General features: G+C 73.5%; 12 protein-coding genes and 1 pseudogene. 8 read left to right on the top strand and 5 right to left on the bottom strand.

The genetic code is table 11. The features are described 5' to 3' along the window. Positions 1-6: 6 nt before the first annotated feature. Positions 7-1195 (bottom strand): annotated as a pseudogene (locus ACQEVS_RS15705) (lipase family protein). 202 nt (positions 1196-1397) lie between these two features. Beyond that, complete coding sequence (locus tag ACQEVS_RS15700) at positions 1398-2489, bottom strand: AraC family transcriptional regulator (RefSeq protein ID WP_433020852.1); 1092 nt, start codon at positions 2487-2489, stop codon at positions 1398-1400. Between the two features lie 154 nt (positions 2490-2643). On the opposite strand from ACQEVS_RS15700, the gene ACQEVS_RS15695 reads away from it, so the two are divergent. Then, a complete protein-coding gene (locus tag ACQEVS_RS15695; protein WP_433020849.1) occupies positions 2644-4434 on the top strand; it encodes an AMP-dependent synthetase/ligase in 1791 nt (596 codons plus the stop codon). Between the two features lie 244 nt (positions 4435-4678). On the opposite strand, the gene ACQEVS_RS15690 is transcribed toward ACQEVS_RS15695, so the two are convergent. Then, a complete protein-coding gene (locus ACQEVS_RS15690) occupies positions 4679-4882 on the bottom strand; it encodes a cold-shock protein (protein WP_126914791.1) in 204 nt (67 codons plus the stop codon). Between the two features lie 440 nt (positions 4883-5322). Here ACQEVS_RS15690 and ACQEVS_RS15685 point away from each other — a divergent pair, with 440 nt between their 5' ends. Then, complete coding sequence (locus ACQEVS_RS15685; protein WP_224347443.1) at positions 5323-6135, top strand: menaquinone biosynthetic enzyme MqnA/MqnD family protein; 813 nt, start codon at positions 5323-5325, stop codon at positions 6133-6135. 145 nt (positions 6136-6280) lie between these two features. On the opposite strand, the gene ACQEVS_RS15680 is transcribed toward ACQEVS_RS15685, so the two are convergent. Both ACQEVS_RS15680 and ACQEVS_RS15675 read right to left on the bottom strand, forming a co-directional pair. Further along, positions 6281-7375, bottom strand: a complete 1095-nt coding sequence (locus ACQEVS_RS15680) for an alpha/beta hydrolase (RefSeq protein WP_433020845.1) — start codon at positions 7373-7375, stop codon at positions 6281-6283. 135 nt (positions 7376-7510) lie between these two features. After that, positions 7511-8500 carry an alpha/beta hydrolase gene (locus tag ACQEVS_RS15675; protein WP_433027572.1) on the bottom strand — a complete coding sequence of 330 codons (990 nt, stop codon included), beginning with the start codon at positions 8498-8500 and terminating at the stop codon, positions 7511-7513. A gap of 299 nt (positions 8501-8799) precedes the next feature. Here ACQEVS_RS15675 and ACQEVS_RS15670 point away from each other — a divergent pair, with 299 nt between their 5' ends. The 6 genes from ACQEVS_RS15670 (at position 8800) to ACQEVS_RS15645 (ending at position 17303) form a co-directional block, all read left to right on the top strand. Further along, the gene (locus ACQEVS_RS15670) at positions 8800-10548 is read left to right on the top strand and encodes a serine/threonine-protein kinase (RefSeq protein ID WP_433020842.1); all 1749 of its coding nucleotides are present in this window, start codon (positions 8800-8802) and stop codon (positions 10546-10548) included. A 79-nt stretch (positions 10549-10627) separates the two neighbouring features. Continuing rightward, positions 10628-11839, top strand: a complete 1212-nt coding sequence (mqnC, locus tag ACQEVS_RS15665; protein WP_433020839.1) for a cyclic dehypoxanthinyl futalosine synthase — start codon at positions 10628-10630, stop codon at positions 11837-11839. Between the two features lie 14 nt (positions 11840-11853). Continuing rightward, the gene (locus ACQEVS_RS15660) at positions 11854-12507 is read left to right on the top strand and encodes an amidohydrolase family protein (protein ID WP_433020836.1); all 654 of its coding nucleotides are present in this window, start codon (positions 11854-11856) and stop codon (positions 12505-12507) included. 92 nt (positions 12508-12599) lie between these two features. Continuing rightward, a complete protein-coding gene (locus ACQEVS_RS15655) occupies positions 12600-13217 on the top strand; it encodes a Uma2 family endonuclease (protein WP_433020833.1) in 618 nt (205 codons plus the stop codon). Between the two features lie 369 nt (positions 13218-13586). Then, a complete protein-coding gene (locus tag ACQEVS_RS15650) occupies positions 13587-14294 on the top strand; it encodes a demethylmenaquinone methyltransferase (protein WP_433020830.1) in 708 nt (235 codons plus the stop codon). Positions 14295-14399: 105 nt separating this feature from the next. Next, positions 14400-17303 carry a hypothetical protein gene (locus ACQEVS_RS15645; protein WP_433020827.1) on the top strand — a complete coding sequence of 968 codons (2904 nt, stop codon included), beginning with the start codon at positions 14400-14402 and terminating at the stop codon, positions 17301-17303. The last annotated feature ends 37 nt before the right edge of the window (positions 17304-17340 follow it).

Genomic DNA, 17340 nt, shown 5'->3' with positions numbered 1-17340 from the left:
TGGGGCTCAGGCGCAGTTGCCCCGGTCCGGGCGGTCCGCGAAACGTTCCGCCAGCCAGTTCGCCGCCGGGATCGCCTGGATCACCGCGCCGCCCACGTGCTCCGTGAGCGGCAGTGGCGTCCAGCGGACGTCCGCGCCCCGCTCGCACCAGTCCGCGCGCAGGCGCTGCCCCACGTCGTACGGGATCAGCTCGTCGACCGTCCCGTGGTAGAGGTACACGGGGCGGTCGGGCGCGTGCGTGCCGAGGTCCGAGGAGCGCAGGACGCGCTGCCAGTCGGCCTCGTACAGGGGGTTGCGGACGGTCACGTCGGAGATCCTCTTGAAGAGGCCGGCCGCCACGTCGGCGACGACGCACTGCTCCTTGAAGAAGCGGATGTAGGCGCGGCCGCGGTCGTTGAGGTAGTCGTCCAGGCGGAGTTCGGGGTACGCGGCGTCCTGGCCGGCCGCCGCCATGAGGATCAGGCCGGCGCCGATGCCGCCGTTGTCGAAGTCCGCGACCCTGAGGAGGTCGGCGGGGACGCCGCCGGTGGCCGTGCCCTTCACGTTCAGCTCGGGGGCGTAGCTGCCGTGCAGTTCCGCCGCCCAGGAAGTGGCCTGGCCGCCCTGGGAGTAGCCCATGATGCCGACGGGCGCGTCCGGGGACAGGCCCGCCTCGGGGAGTCGCAGCGCGGCGCGGGCCGCGTCGAGGACGGCGTGGCCCGCCGAGCGGCCGACGACGTAGGTGTGGTCGCCCGGGGTGCCCAGCCCCTCGTAGTCGGTCACGGCGACGGCCCAGCCGCGTGCGGTGAGCAGTTGGATGAGATTGGCCTCGACCGTTGTGCCTCGCGGGAAGCCGGCTGAGGGGGCGCAGTGGTCGGCCAGGCCGACCGTGCCCACCGCGTACGTGATCAGGGGGCGGTCACGGTCGGGTCTGCCGTCCCTCGGGACGATCACTGTGCCCGAGACGGTGTTGGGGGTGTTCTTGGCGGTGGTCGAGCGGTAGGTGATGTGCCAGGCGCGGGTGGGGGTGGGCTGGGCGGGGAGGGGTGGAAGGTGGTGGGGTGGTGGTGAGGATGTCGCCGGGGGCGGGGGTTTGTGTGGTGGCCGCCTTGGTGGTTTGGGCGGCGGCCGGGGTTGCCGTGGCCGCCGTGGCGGTGAAGGTGAGGGTCGCGGTCAGTGCGGCTGCCGCGGTGCGGGCTGCGGTGCGGAGGCGCATGGGGCGCTCCCAACTGATGGGCTGGTAGGGGTTGTTGGGCGCACCGTAGTGACCGACTGGTAAGTATGGGGTTGGCCGGGGTGCTCGGGTTCGGTGGCCGGGGTGCTCGTTTTGTGGGTGGGGGTGCCCCTGCCCCGCCCTCTCACCGTTTCTTGCAGGGGCTGCGCCCCCGCACCCCCGCAGCACGCTGCGCGCGCTGTCCTCAAACGCCGGACGGGCTGGAGGGGGCTGGGGCGGGAGGAGGCGTCTGACGTCTGTACGTGCCCGGTGTCGTGCCCGTCCAGCGGTGGAAGGCCCGGTGGAAGGCCGTCGCCTCCGAGAAGCCCAGGCGGGCCGCCAGTTCCGTGGTCGGTTCGCGGCCCGCGGCCAGCGAGGCCAGGGCCGCGTCGCGGCGGACCTGGTCTTTGACGCGGCGGTATGACGTGCCCTCCGCGGCCAGCCGGCGGCGGAGGGTGGCCGGGCTCACCGCCAGGCGGGCCGCCGTCTCGGTGGCCTCCGGGAGGCGGGTCGGGCGGCGGTCCTCGCGCAGGGCCCCGGCCAGGGCCCTGCGGACCTGTTCGGTGACAGTCGTGCCGTAGTCGCGGCGGAGCAGCAGATCGGCCGGGGCGCGGCGGAGGAGGTCGGCCAGGCCCGCCTCGTCGCGGAGGAGCGGCGCGGACAGCCAGTGCCGGGCCAGCCCGACGCCCGTCCGGCGGGCGCCGAACCGCACCGGACAGCCGAACATCCGTCCGTACTCCGCCGCGTACGGCGGCGCCGGGTATGTGAACTCCGCCCAGCTCAGGGTGATGCGCCGGCCGATGAGCCAGCTCGCCAGCCGATGCCAGACGACCAGCGCGCATTCGGCGAGAAAGCGGCCTTCCGGTAGCCGGCGGAGGTCGTTCCGTAAGGCGAACACCGTCTCCTCCGCGCCGAGTTCCAGCGCCAGGGCGGGGCCGCCCGGGAAGAGGCCGTAGAAGCGGGCGGCCCGGTCGACGGCCGCGCCGAGGTCCGGGCAGCCGACGCACGCGTGGCACATCATCGCGAACGTGCCGGGCCTGCTGGGCGCCGTCCCCAGGGCCAGGAACTCGTCCCGCGTCGTCCGGCGCACCGCCCGGACCAGGCTCGTGAACTGCTCGGGCGTCACCCGCGCCCGTTCGTCGCCCGGCAGCAGCGGGGGGATGCGGGCGGCTTGGAGCAGGGGGACGGGGTCGTGGCCGAGGCGGACCGCGCCGGCGAGGGCGGCCCGGACGAAGTGCGCGCCGATCGTCGGCCCGCCGGCCGGGAACGGGGTAGTGCAGAAGGCGAGTTCATGCATGGAGGCATCGTGCGCCGAGCGGTACGGACGGGGGTGCCGAGCGTTCCGGTCAATCCCGGGGACGCGGCGGTGTGCGTAGGGTTCCGGAACGCGGTCCGGAGGGCCCGGTGGCCGCTCCCCGACGGGCCGCGCCACCCCGACCGCCGGAGGCGCCATGCCCGACCGACCCCGCACCCTGGCCCTGTTCGCCGAGTGGACGGCCGACCGGTACGCCGGCCGCCCGGCCCTCCGCTTCCGCCGGCCGGACGACGGGAGGTGGACGGACGTCGGCTTCGACGAGCTGCGCGGGACCGTACGGACCATGGGCCGCGCCCTGCTCACCCTCGGGGTGCGGCCCGGCGACCGGGTGGCCGTCCTCGCCCGCACCCGGCCCGAGTGGACGTACGTCCAGCTCGCGGCGCTCGCCGCCGGTGCCGTCGTGGTGCCCGTCTACCCGACGGCCGGGGACGACGAGCTCGGCTGGGTGCTCTCCGACTCCGGCGCGAGCGTCGCCGTCGCCGAGGACGCGGCCCAGGCCGACCGGATCGCCGCCCTCCGCGCCCGGCTGCCCGCCCTCCGGCACGTCGTCGTCATGGACGGCGCGGGAGGCGGTACGCCGCTCGCCGGGATCGAGGCCACCGCCTCCCTCTCCCGACTCCTCGACCGCGCCGACCAGGTCACCTCCTCCGACCTCTGCGGCATCATCTACACCTCCGGCACCACCGGCCTCCCCAAGGGCTGCCGGCTGACCCACGGCAACCTCGCCGCCGCCCACGACGCGACGGCCGGCTTCATCACGTACGCACCCGGCGACAGCACGTACCTCTACCTCCCGCTCGCCCATCTCCTCGCCCAGCTCGTGCAGTTCGGCGCCCTGCTGCGTGGCGCGACGCTCTGCTACCACGCCGGCCGGAACGAGGACATCGTCGCCGGGCTGGCCGCCGCCCGGCCGACGCACCTGCCGTCGGTGCCCCGCCTGTTCGAGAAGGTGCACGGCATGGCGCTGGCCCTCGCCGACGCCGAGGGGCCTGACGGGCGGGCGCGGCTCGCGGCGGCCGTACGGGCGGGGCTCGGGGCCGCCGCCCTGCGCGAGCGCGGGGAGGAGCCCGAGGGGCCGCTGCGGGCCGCCTGGGAGGCCGCCGAGGAGCGGGTGTTCGCCCCGGTGCGGGAGGTCTTCGGCGGGCGGCTGCGCTGGGCCCTGACCGGGGCCGCGCCCATCGCTCCGGCCACCCTGGACTTCCTGCGCGCGTGCGGCGTCCTGGTGCACGAGGGGTACGGGATGACGGAGACGGCCGGAGTGATCTCGCTCAACCGGCCGGGGGCGTACCGGCCCGGCACGGTCGGCCGGCCGGTGCCCGGCTGCGAGGTGCGCATCGCGCCCGACGGCGAGATCCTCGCCCGGGGGCCCGGGATCTTCCCCGGCTACCACGGCGACCAGGCCGCCACCGCCGCCGTCCTGGACGCGGACGGCTGGCTGCGGACCGGCGACCTCGGCACGCTGGACGCCGACGGGTTCCTCACGGTGACCGGCCGCAAGAAGGACCTCGTCATCACCTCGAACGGCAAGAACATCACCCCCGCCCTCCCGGAGGCCGCCCTCCGGGAGTCCCGCTGGATCTCCCACGCGGTGCTGGCCGGCGACCGCCGCCCGTACCCCGTCGCGCTGCTCACCCTGGACGCGGCCGAGATCGCGGCCTGGGCGGCCCGGGAGGGCGTCGACCTGGGCCCGGACGGGCCGGAGCGGCACCCCGCCGTACGGCGACTGTGCCAGGAGGCGGTGGACGCGGTGAACGCCCGCTCGGCGGGGCCGGCCAGGATCCGGGCGTTCGCGATCCTGCCGGGTGATTTCGGGGTGGAGAGCGGGGAGCTGACGCCCACCCTCAAACTGCGCCGTTCGGTAATCCTCGAACGGCATGCGGGGGAAATCGACGCACTGTACGAACAGCGTATGGATGTGTGGGGTTAAGAATTTGTTAAATAGAACGTCGTGGGGGTTTTGCGACGGGAGAGGCTCCCGGGACTGGGGAAATCCGGAAATCCGGGTTCGCCCGGCGGCCCGGAGCCGGGGCGGGGCTGACGCCGGGGCCGGGCCCGGCAAAGGCAGGAGCCCTGCCCCGCCGTCGAAACGGCGGGGCAGGGCTCCTTGGTGGTGCTGTGTGTCGACCGCGATCGGCCGGTCACCGCTTGCCGGCCCGGAGGCCGGCCCCGGGTCAGGCGGGGGTGACGTTCTCGGCCTGCGGGCCCTTCGGACCCTGGGTGACGTCGAAGGTCACGGCCTGGTTCTCCTCGAGGGAGCGGAAGCCGGCGGCGTTGATCGCGGAGTAGTGGACGAAGACATCGGGGCCCCCGCCGTCCTGGGCGATGAAGCCAAAGCCCTTTTCAGCGTTGAACCACTTCACGGTTCCGGTAGCCATAAAGCCCTCCTTGGGCCCAAAGGGTTGCCCTGCTCCAGAACCTGCGAGAAGTCCTAAAACGACGAAAGCCTGCGGGTTACATGCTCCGCAGGCTCTGTACTGCAAGGGAAACCAAACTGCAACTTGCGGCGAGCGTAGCACGTAGCCTTCTCGCGATGGAAGAGTCGTAGATCACGCTCAAGGTGGGTTTTCGGTCCGCCAAAGCAGGAAAAACTCGTCTGTCGGGCACGAGCCCGAGCCGACCCCCCGGACGGGTGGCCCGGACGCCGCGGGGCTAGCCTCCGGATGTGGACAATTCAGCATCCGACGCACCAGTCCCCGCCGCCCCGGACGCCCACGCACCGGCCTGCGACACGCCGGCCCGTGACGCGTCCTCCCACGGCGACGCACAGGACCACGGCGCCCACCCCAGGCGGCGCAGCCGCCCCCGGGTCGGCCACATCCAGTTCCTGAACTGCCTGCCCCTGTACTGGGGGCTCGCCCGGACCGGGGCCCTGCTCGACCTGGACCTGTCCAAGGACACCCCCGAGCGGCTCAGCGAGGCCCTCATCCGGGGGGACCTGGACATCGGCCCGGTGACGCTCGTCGAGTACCTGCGCCACGCCGACGAGCTGGTCGCGCTGCCGGACATCGCCGTCGGCTGCGACGGCCCGGTGATGTCCTGCATGATCGTCTCGCAGGTGCCGCTGAAGGAGCTCGACGGGGCGCGCGTCGCCCTCGGTTCCACCTCCCGCACCTCCGTGCGCCTGGCGCAGCTCCTGCTCGCCGAGCAGATCGGGGTGCGGCCGGAGTACTTCACCTGCCCGCCCGACCTGAGCCTGATGATGCGCGAGGCCGACGCCGCCGTGCTCATCGGCGACGCCGCGCTGCGCGCCTCGCTGCACTACGCGCCCAAGCTCGGCCTGGAGGTCCACGACCTGGGGCGGATGTGGAAGGAGTGGACGGGGCTGCCGTTCGTCTTCGCCGTGTGGGCCGTGCGCCGCGACTACCTGGCCCGTGAGCCGGAGACCGTCCGCAAGGTGCACCAGGCGTTCCTGGCCTCGCGGGACCTGTCCCTGGAGGAGGTCGGGAAGGTCGCGGAGCAGGCGGCGCGCTGGGAGGCGTTCGACGCGGAGCTGCTGGAGCGCTACTTCACCACGCTGGACTTCCGCTTCGGCCCCCGCCAGCTGGAGGGCGTCACGGAGTTCGCCCGCCTGACCGGGCCGACGACCGGCTTCCCCGCCGACGTCCGGGTGGAACTGCTGGAGCCCTGACCCCTTGGGGGAGGGGTGCAGGGCTCCATGCTCGTGGGGTCCGGCGCTCGCGGGGCGCGGTGTTCGCGGGGACCGGCGTCCGCGGGGACCCGGCGTCCGCGGGGGCCGGGCGCCGGCGGGCGCCGGCCGCGCCGGGCCGCGTGCGTCAGGCGACGGGCCCCTGCATGTGCTCGCTGATCCACTGGATCAGGCCGCCGGCCTCCATGGCGGGCACATACGTCTTGGCGTTGTGCTCGCCGCCCTGGATGACGTGGTACTTCGTCTTCACCGGACCCTTGTTGCCGTACTTGGCGACGAAGGCGTCGATCGGCGGTTTGACCGGCTCGTTCCCGCCGACCTGGAGCCCGAGGTAGACCTCCGGGCCGCCCTTGGCGATCAACCGCTGGGCGAGGACCTTGGAGTTGTTGTCCGCCTGCTCCTTCTCGTGGCCCTTCCAGAGGAGCGAGTCGGGGACGATGTCCGGGCCGGAGGCGATGACGGCCTTGAACTTGTCCGGCTTCTGGAGCACCGACTTGAGGCCGGCGGTGCCGCCGGTGGAGGAGCCCATGAACGCCCAGCCGTCGCGGGACCTGATCGTCCGGAAGTTCTCCTTGATCAGCTGGGGAACGTCCTCGGTCAGCCAGGTGCCCATCTTCGGCTGGCCGGGGATGTCACTGCCGTCCCAGTAGCGGCCGGGCGTCTTGTCCCCGGGCTTGTCGTGGTTCTCCGGGTTGAGGACCGGCATGGCGATGATGAACGGGAGGCTCTTGCCCTCCTTCGCCCACTTCTGGACGGAGTCCTCCAGCTTGAGGTCGGCGCCCATCCAGTAGTTGTTGGGGAACCCCGCGCCGCCCGGCAGCGCGATCAGCACCGGGAAGCCGCTGTCCTTGTACTTCGGGTCCTTGTACTCCTCGGGCGCCCAGACCCATACCTTGCCCGTGAAGCCGGACTTCTTGCCCTGGTACGTGGTGACGGCGATCTTGCTGCCGTCCTGCACCGTGCCGGAGATCTTGAAGTCGGCCTTGGGGCCGGTCGGCATCAGCGCCTTCGCGCCGGGTTTCCCGCCGCCGTTCTTGCCGCCGGACCCGTCGTCGAAGGAGATCGGGTCACCCTTGTCGGAGAAGACGTCGAAGTAGTTCAGCACCGGATAGGCGACGGCCCCGAGCACGGCTATGCACACCGCGACCAGGAACCAGCGCTTCGCCCGCTTGGCCCTGCGGTGGCCGCGTGACTGGTAGGCGCCGTTGGCTGAGTTGCTCATCCTGTCCCTCAGATCCCTCTGGACGTTTCTGCTGTCCCGAAGGACATGGCGGTCGTTTCCGTATGGGCGCGGCCGTCGCCGCGTGGGCCGGACGCGGTGCCGCCGCGGGGCCCCGGCGGAGCCCCACGGCGGTGGTCAGGAGGCGTCCACCGGCCCCGAGATGTGCTCACTGATCCACTTCATGCTGCCCTCGCCCATCCCCTTCACATAGGACTTCGCGTTGTGCGAACCGCCCTGGATGACCTGGAGGTGGGTGTGGATGGGGCCCTTGTTGCCGTAGGTGGCGATGTACTTGTCCACCTTCCCCTTCACGGTGCCTTCAAGGGTGCCGTACTGGAAGGCGAGGTAGACGTCCGGGCCGCCCTTGGCGATCAGCTTCTTGGAGAGCAGCTCGGGGTTGTTCGCGTCCATCTCCTTCTGGTGGCCCTGCCACAGCCGGGAGTCGGGGACGATGTCCGGGCCGGAGGCGATGACGGCCTTGAACTTGTCCGGGTGCTTCAGCACGGCCTTCAGGCCCGCGAAGCCGCCGGTGGAGGAGCCCATGAACGCCCAGCCGTCACGGGACTTGATCGTCCGGAAGTTCTCCTTGACGAGCTGCGGGACGTCCTCGGTCAGCCAGGTGCCCATCTTCGGCTGGCCCGGGATGTCACTGCCGTCCCAGTACAGCGGGTCGGCGTTCTGCGGGTTGAGGACGGGCATCGCGATGATGAAGGGCTTGCCCGTGCCCTCCTCGGACCACTTGGCGACGCTCGACTCCAGGCCGAGGTCGGTGCCCATCCAGTAGTTCATCGGGAAGCCGGGGCCGCCGGGCAGCGCGATCAGCACCGGGAAACCGCTGTGCTTGTACTTCGGGTCCTTGTACTGCTTCGGGGCCCAGACCCACACCTTGCCGGTGAAGCCGGACTTCTTGCCGTGGTACGTCACCACGCCGATCTCGGTGCCGTCGCTCAGGGTGTTGGCGTTCTTGAACGGGGCCGCGGGGCCCGTCGGCATCGCGACTTTGGAGTCGGACGCCTGCTGGGCGCCCTTCCCGCCGTCGTTCCCCCCGGCCTGACCGCCGCCCGCCGGAACGTCCTGGCCGAAGCTGACCGGCTCGCCCTTCCGGGAGAAGGGGCCGATCTCCATGTACTTCATGACACCGGCGGTTATCAGGCCGAGGACGGCTATGGAGGCCACCACTATGATCCAGCGTTTCCGGCCAGAGGCCCGCCGGCGGCCCTGAGACCGGTAGGTCCCGCTCGAGTGCGTCATCGCGTCGCTCCGGACGATTCTGCTGCCCCGAAGGACATGACGGTTTGTTCCTCCCTAGTGGATGGGCAAACCGGGGAGGCGGGTTCCTGGGACAGCCCATGAATTGAGTCATAGGCTGAAAATCGGGGTTTGACGGGGGCGTACGGCCCCTCCCGGGGGAGGCGAAGGTCCCGATGCGGCCGTTGCTGGAGGAAGATCCGCGTGCCGTCGGCCCGTACCGGCTGCTGGGGGTGCTCGGCGCGGGCGGCATGGGCCGGGTCTACGTGGGCCGCAATCCCGGCGGCCGGACGGTGGCCGTGAAGGTCGTGCACCCGCGGCTCGCCCTCGACGACGAGTTCCGCTCGCGCTTCCGCCGCGAGGTGGAGACCGCGCGGCGGGTCGGCGGCGCCTGGACCGCGCCGGTGCTGGACGCGGACCCGGACGCGCCGGTGCCCTGGGTGGTGACGGGGTACGTGGCCGGGCCGTCGCTGGACCGGGCGGTCGCCGACGTCGGGCCGCTGCCCGGACCGGCCGTCCGCGCGGTGGGCGCCGGGCTGGCCGAGGCGCTGGCCGCCGTGCACGCGCTGGGCCTCGTCCACCGGGACGTCAAGCCCTCCAACGTGCTGCTGCCGCTCGACGGTCCGCGGCTGATCGACTTCGGCATCGCCCGGGCCATGGACGGCACGACCTCGCTCACCGCCACCGGCGTCGTGATCGGCTCGTCCGGGTACATGGCGCCCGAACAGGTCCTGGGGCGCCCGCTGACCGGGGCGGCGGACGTCTTCTCGCTCGGCGCGGTCCTCGCCTTCGCCGCCGGCGGCGCGGCGCCGTTCCCCGGCGAGCACCACGCGTCGATCAACTACCGCGTGGTCCACGGCGATCCGGAGCTCGCGCCGGGGCTGGACGGTGGACTCCGAGAGCTGATCACGGCCTGCCTCGCCAAGGACCCGGCCGACCGCCCGGCCCCCGCGGACCTCCTCCGCCGGCTCACCGACGGCCGCCCGGCGGGCGACCTCGTGGGGCCGGGCTGGCTGCCGGCGCCGCTGGTGGAGCAGGTGAGCCGGCAGGCGGTGGAGCTGCTGGGGCTGGAGGGCGGCGGCGTCCCGTCCGGCCTGTCCGACGGCGCACCCTTCGGCCGGTCCGACGGTGCACCCTTCGGCCGGTCCGACGGCGCACCCTTCGGCCGGTCCGGCGGCGTCTTCGGCCCGGCGACGGGCTACGCGCCGACGGAATGGGGCGGCGGGCCGCCGACGGCGGCTGACGGCCGGTGGGGGAGCGGGCCGGGCGCGGGGCCGTACAGCGACCGAGGACCTTACGGGGACCGTGGCCCGTACGAGGATCGCGGACCGTACGGCGATCGGGGACCGCACGGGGACCGTGGCGCCGGTCCGGGCGGATCGGCCGGTCCGGCCGGGCCGGGGGAGCGGAAGGCGCGGCGCCGGGCCCTGCTGCTCGCCCTCCCGGCGGCCGGCGCGGTGGTGGTCGTCCTCGCCGTGCTCCTGGGGCTGGGGGTATGGCCGTTCGAGAGGGGCGGCGGGCACGGCGGCGGGGCGGAGGGGTCCCGGGGGTCCGCGTCCCCTGGGGAAGGGGACGTCCCGCGCGGTTTCCTCGGGAAGTGGACGGGCGAGATCAAGCAGCGCGACGGCACCGCCAACGGCTCGGTGACCTCCGTCATCAGCCAAGGGCGGACGGGCGAGTACGTCGTCCGCAACAGCTACGACCTCCTCGGCGTCCTGGAGTGCCGCGCCAAGGCGGCGCTGCGGTCGGCCACCGCGACGAGGATCACGCTCACCGAGGTGACCGATGGGCCGAAGGCGGTCGGCTGCACCGGCAGCCAGGCGACGCTCGTCTACACCCTCGGCTCCGACGGCACGCTCTCCTACGCCTCCGACGACGCGCAGGGCGGCTCGCCCACCGCCACCCTCACCCGCTCCGGTGGCTGACCCCGGCCGCCCCCGGCCCTGTCCGACCCCTGGCGTAGGCTGGTTCGGACTTCACGAACCCCCTCCGAAGGGACGCACGGTGACAGAGCACGCCGACCTCTCGCCCTCTGAGATCGCAGCCGTCCTCGACCGCGCCGCCGCCGGCGGGCGGATCACCCCGGAGGAGGCGCTCGTCCTCTACCGGTCCGCCCCGCTGCACGCGCTGGGCGCGGCCGCGGACGCCGTGCGCCGCCGGCGCTACGCGGGTACCGAGCACATCGCGACGTACATCATCGAGCGCAACATCAACTACACGAACTCGTGCGTCACGGCGTGCAAGTTCTGCGCCTTCTACGCCCCGCCGAAGAGCGACAAGGTCTGGACCCGGCCCCTCGACGACATCCTGCGCCGCTGCGCGGAGACCGTGGAACTGGGCGGCACGCAGATCATGTTCCAGGGCGGGCACCACCCCGAGTACGGGGTGGAGTACTACGAGGAGCACTTCTCCGCGATCAAGAAGGCGTTCCCGCAACTCGTCATCCACTCGCTGGGCGCCTCCGAGGTCGACCACATGGCGCGGATCTCGGGCGTCTCCGCCGAGGAGGCGATCCGCCGCATCCACGCCGCCGGTCTCGACTCGTTCGCGGGCGCCGGCGCGGAGCTGCTGCCCGAGCGGCCGCGCAAGGCCATCGCGCCGCTGAAGGAGTCCGGCGAGCGCTGGCTGGAGATCATGGAGATCGCCCACAGGCTGGGCGTCGAGTCGACCTCCACGATGCTGATGGGCACGGGCGAGACCAACGCCGAGCGGATCGAGCACCTCCGGATGATCCGCGACGTGCAGGACCGCACCGGCGGCTTCCGCGCGTTCATCCCGTACACCTACCAGCCCGAGAACAACCACCTGAAGGGCCGGACGCAGGCGACGATCTTCGAGTACCTGCGCATGATCGCCATCGCGCGGCTGTTCCTCGACAACGTCGCCCACATCCAGGGCTCGTGGCTCACCACGGGCAAGGAGGTCGGCCAGCTGTCGCTGCACTACGGCGCGGACGACCTGGGCTCGATCATGCTGGAGGAGAACGTCGTCTCGTCGGCGGGCGCCAAGCACCGCTCGAACCGCCAGGAGATCATCGACCTGATCCGCAAGGCGGGCCGCGTCCCGGCGCAGCGGACGACGACGTACGAGCACATCGTGGTCCACGACGACCCGGCGAACGACCCGGTCGACGACCGCGTGGTCTCGCACCTCTCCTCCACGGCGATCGAGGGCGGCACGGCCCACCCGGAGCTCAAGCTCGTCGCCGCCGACTGAGGCGGGACCTTCCGGTGCTGACGATCCACGCGGCCGGGCTGCTGCTGACCGGCGACCCGGCGGCGGAGCCCGTGCCCGGCGGCGCGGTCCTCGTCGACGGCGGGGCCGTCGCGGCCCTCGGCCCGCTCGACGAGGTGACGGCGGCGTACCCGGGCGCGCGCGTACGGCGCTGGCCGGGCGTCCTGACGCCCGGCCTCCGGCAGTGGCACGGCCTGTGGCTGCTGACCCGCGCCTACCATCCGGACCCGCGCGAGTACGACGAACTCGGCGACCGCCCGCTGACGGGCGACCGCCTCGCGGCCCTGGACATGCCGGAGACCCGCAGGTCGGGCAGTGTCCGCCGGGGCCTCCAGCGCATGCTGCGCTACGGCACGACGGCGGTCGGCGGCCCCTTCCGCGACACGGTGGTCCGCACGGCCGTGGCCCGCTCCGGCCTGCGGGAGGTCCCGTCGAACCTGGCCCCCGGCATCACCGCCGCGCCGCCGGACCTCGACCCGTTCCGCACCGCGTCCGCCCTGGCCGACGTGATCCCCGCCCCCCTGACCGTCGGCGGCCGCGCCGACCTGGCCGCGTTCGACGTCCCGGACGAGACGGGTCTCGTGGCGGCGGGGGCGGGTACGTGTGTGGCCACGGTACTGGGCGGCCGGCTGGTCTACCGGGGCGCCTGAGAGGGCGGCGCGGTGCGCCCCGCTCATCACATCGGGTGACGGTACCGTCGTATTCAGGACCGCGGTCCGCACGCGCGTCCACACTCGCGTTCATGGGAGCAGTGACCACGGCCGGTCGGCAGGACAGGCCCGCGACAGCGGACAACTGGGCGTTCCCGCCGCCCGACGGCTGGACGGTGGACCAGGTCGCCGACCTGTGGCTGCCCTTCGCCTGGGAGCTCGTGGACGGGCTGATCGCGCCCAGAGGACTGATGGTTCCCTGGCACAACCTTGTCCGGCAGGGGATCCACCGGCACCTGGCGGACGTCGCTCCTCGGACCCTCGCGGTGCTCTCCCGGGAGTGGGTGCCCGTCGACGAGCGCAACGTGGCGGCGCCTGACGTCATCGTCGTCGACAGGTCAGGGTTGGACCTCATGGAGGACGCCGAGATCCCTGCCCGGAACGCCGTTCTCATGGTCGAGGTGGTCGCCCCCTGCTCCCGCCAGGACGACCGCGTCCGCAAACCCGCCCTCTACGCCTCCGCCGGGGTGAAGAACTACTGGTGCGTCGAGCGCGGCGAGGACGGGATGCCGGAGGTGCACGAGTTCTGGCTGCGCAAGGAGACCGGGCAGTACGTCTCCGCGTTCGACCGGCCGGTGCACACGGGCAAGCTGGAGACCGACCGGCCGTTCCCCGTCGTCATCGACCTGGCGAGCCTGGTCGAGCTCTGAGGGGGCGCTGCCGTCAAGGATGCGTAGCGGGCGGCGGCGGAAGCGTCAGTAGCCCGTCAAGGAGAACCACCCCCTCCGTTTTCCTCGGCAGAGTGATCACCGCGGGCCGGCCGCTCCGGTCGTCCGCGGTGCGGAGTTGAGGGCCCGGCCGTCCGACGGCGGGTCGGAAGAGCGTGTGCCATCGGTGTGGGACGGCGGCCGTCGACGGGCGGTGGCGGGTCCCGGGGGGCGTGCCGGTGGGCCTGGGGGCGCGGGGGCTCGCAGGAGGGGCGCTCACCGTGCCGTGGAGGTGACGTCGTCGCGGAGCGGCCGGGCCGTCCAGAGGCCCCTGTGTCCGGGGGCCGGGGGCGGAGGTGAACAATGGGGGACGTGACCCGAGCCTCCCTGGACAAGCAGCCGCACGAAGTCGCCGCGATGTTCGACGACGTGGCGGCCAAGTACGACCTGACCAACGATGTGATCTCGCTGGGCCAGGCCCGGCGGTGGCGGAAGTACGTGGCGGCGGCCGTCGCGGGGCGGCCGGGGGAGAAGGTGCTGGACCTCGCCGCCGGTACGGGGACGTCGTCCATCCCGTTCAGCGCGGACGGCGCCTACGTCGTCCCCTGCGACTTCTCACTGGGCATGCTGCGCGAGGGGAAGAAGCGGCACGAGTGGCTGCCGCTGACCGCCGGTGACGCGACCCGGCTGCCGTTCGCGGACGAGGTGTTCGACGCCGTCACCATCTCCTACGGGCTGCGCAACGTGCAGGACACCGACGCCGCGCTGCGCGAGATGCTGCGGGTGACCAAGTCCGGCGGCCGCGTGGTGATCTGCGAGTTCAGCCACCCCACCTGGAAGCCGTTCCGGATCGTCTACACCGAGTACCTGATGCGGGCGCTGCCCACCGTCGCGCGCGCGGTGAGCAGCAGCCCGGACGCGTACGTCTACCTCGCCGAGTCCATCCCCGCCTGGCCGGACCAGCCGGCGCTCGCGGGACGGCTCCAGCAGGCCGGCTGGACGGACGTGGCGTGGCGCAACCTTGCGGGCGGGATCGTCGCCCTGCACCGGGGCAGGAAAGCGGCCGCTTCCGCGAGCTGACGTTCGGTAAGGTTCCGGCCCCGGCTTCCCTGTTCAGAGCCGGGGAGACACCGAGTCACCGGAGCTTGTATGACGTCGTTCTGCCCGTCTTGTGGGGCTGCCTTCGTGGCTGATGCCCGCTTCTGCATGGCGTGCGGCAAGGAGCGGCCCGCGGCGGAGGCGGCCGGTGCGCCGCCCCCACCGCCCGCCGCACCGCCCCGGCCCGGCGCGGCGCCTCCGTTCGGCGCGCCGCCCCCGCCGTTCGCTCCGCCGCCGGCCGCGCCGCCGTACGCCGCTCAGGGCACGTACGCATCGCACGCCCCGCACACCGGCGCGTACGGTCCGCCGCCCGCCGCCCCTCCGGGTGCGCCGGCCGCGCCGGGGCCCGCGGCCGTGTTCCTGCGCCGGGTGTTCACCGGCGACTGGGCGGGTTCGGCGCTGGCGGCCCTGTGGCCCGTGGGACTGCTGTTGCTTCTCGCGATCTGCTTCTCCGTGCCGTCCTGGGGCTCGGGTTCGGGCTCGGGTGATGCGGACCTCTTCGGCTCCGACACGTTCGGCTCCCGAGGCTCCGGCGACGACGGTGTGCCCTGGTCCGGGCGGTTCCAGGTGGTGATCGCCTTCCTGGTCCAGGGACTCGGCGGCACCCTGGAGGTGGCGCAGCGGTCGTCGTTCGGGACGACCAAGGCCGGCGGGTCCATATCGTTCTGGCTGCTGACCATGACGGTCCTGTGGATCGTCGCGGTCATCCTGGGGTCCCGGTGGCTCCGCCGGGCCCGGCCGGCCGGTGCCGGGCCCGACGCGGCGCTGCGGATCGGGCTGCTGGCGGGCGTCGCGGTGCTGGTCCTCGGCCTGTACGGGCAGCCGGAGGAGAACGGCGCGGAGGTCTCGACCACGCCGGTGCTCGCCGCCCTGTTCACCTTCGCGCTCACCGCCGTGCTGAGTGGCGTCGTCCTGGCCCGGGACACGGTTCTCACCCGGCTCGGCCCGGGCGCGCGGATGGTCCTGCGGGCATGCGGAACGGCGCTGCGCGCCGCCGCCCTGGCCGTGGGGCTGTGGTCCGCCGCGCTCTTGGCCGTCTTCGTCTACCTGGGCAACAAGGAAGGCGGCCTGGGCGGCTGGTCGTTCGTGACCTTCCTGGCCGTGGTGGTCAACGCGGCGCTGGTGTGTGTCGGCGGCTCGTGGGGCGCCGACCTGAGCGCCACGTTCGGGCTGCGCGGGGATTCCGGCGGGGGCGACGACTACGGGCTGTTCGGCTACGGGAACCCGGGCTACTCCAGCGGCCGTTCGGGCTTCGGCCGCAGCCACGACTTCGGCCTCTCCGACGCCGGTGACCTCTGGGGCGGCTGGGCCCAGGCGGGCATCGTGGCCATGGGCGTGCTCTGCGCCCTGTCGCTGACCCTGATGATCGTGCGCCGGTCCCGGGAGGGGCGCAAGGAGCAGGTGCTGTCCGGGGTGTTCTTCCTGGCGGCGATGTGGCTGCTGGGAATCGCCGCCGGTATCTCCGTCGAGCTGAAGGGCGGTTCCCACGCCGCCCTGATCGGCACCTTCGCCAACACCGAACTCGGCGTCAACGGCGGCGAGCTGTTCCTCTTCGGGATGCTGTGGACGGCCGGCGCGGTGCTGCTCGCGGTGCTGCTCAGCAGCGGTCGCGGGACCGGCGGGACGTTCGCGGGCCCGTACGGGCCGCCGCCCGGGCCCCCCGCGCCGCTCCACGCGCCGTACGCGCCCCCGATGGGCGCCCCCGGCTCCGCGCCCGGGATGCCTCCGGTTGCTCCGGCCGCGTCTCCCGGCGCGCCGCCGGTGACACCGCCGCCGGTCCCTCCGGCCGGCCCGCCCGCCGGGGCGCCCGTGTCCCCGGCGGGGAGCACGGGGGCGGGCGCCGCGGCCGGGGACACCCCGCCCGCGGGCGCGCCCACGTCCCCGGGCGCGCCTATACCCGCGGGCGCGCCGTCGGCGGCCGGCCCGCCGGCATCCGCCGAGGCGCCTACCGCCGTCGAACGGCCCACTGCCTCCGAGGCGCCCACCGCCGTCGAACCGCCCACTGCCTCCGAGGCGCCCACCGCCGTCGGGCAGTCCAGCGTCGGTGAGCCGCCCACCACCGTCGAGCCGCTCGCAGCCGGTGGGGCCGGCCCCTCGGCGGGCCCCGCCGGGGCGGCGCACGCCGAGCCCCCCACCGCCGTGGACCCCGCCCCGCCCGCCGGCCCCGCCGCGCCGGCCCCCGCCCGCGGCCGGGCCCTGCGGTGGGCCGCCGTCGGCGCGGCGGCGTTCGTGGTCGGCGGCGTGGCCGCGGCCGGCGTGCTGCTCGTGAACAAGGACGCTGGCAAGGACGGCGGGAAGGACGACCGCGCGTCCCGGCAGTCCGCGAGCCACGACCAGCGCCCGGACGGGGAGGCCGGCCGCGCCGCCGCCTCCGCGTCCCCCGCGCCGTCGGACTCCCCGTCCGCCGGCCCGGCGACCCCGTCGGCGACCGCCTCGGGCGACCCGGCCGGCACCGGGACGCCGTCGAGTACCCCGGACGTCCCCGCCGGCGTCCGGACCGCCGCGCCCGACGCGCACGAGCACGTGACGGACCCGACCCGTCCCGCGCCGAAGTACTACGAGCTGACCGCCGCCCCGGAAGGTTTCGCGCTCGCCGTCCCCGAGGGCTGGCGCCGCGAGGACAAGGGCAGCGGCCAGATCGACTGGCACGGCCCCACCGGTCCCGAGCACCTGCGCGTCGGCATCGTGAAGAAGGCGGACCAGCCGGCGTACGAGCACTTCGGCGAGCTGGAGCGGACCGTCGCCAAGGAGGACGGCTACCGGCGGCTCCAGTTGACCCGCAACACCTTCAAGGGCCGCCCCGGCGCCCTGTGGGAGTGGACCTGGAACGACCACGGCCGCACCATGCACGCCGTCAACCAGGCGTACGTGGACGCCTCCGGGACCGAGTACGCCATCCTCTACCAGGGCCGTGAGGACATGGGCGGCCAGGACGGCTGGCACCGGACGTTCGACACCGCGCTTGACCACTGGACGGCCGGGAAGGACTGAGGCGAGGACCGGCCGGATCCCGTAGGGGACATCCCGG

Source organism: Streptomyces sp. CA-181903 (assembly GCF_050937075.1).
In the GTDB taxonomy this organism is placed as follows: Bacteria; Actinomycetota; Actinomycetes; order Streptomycetales; family Streptomycetaceae; genus Streptomyces.
The sequence above is the reverse complement of the archived record's forward strand: the minus strand, read 5'-3'. Positions and strand labels throughout refer to the sequence as shown.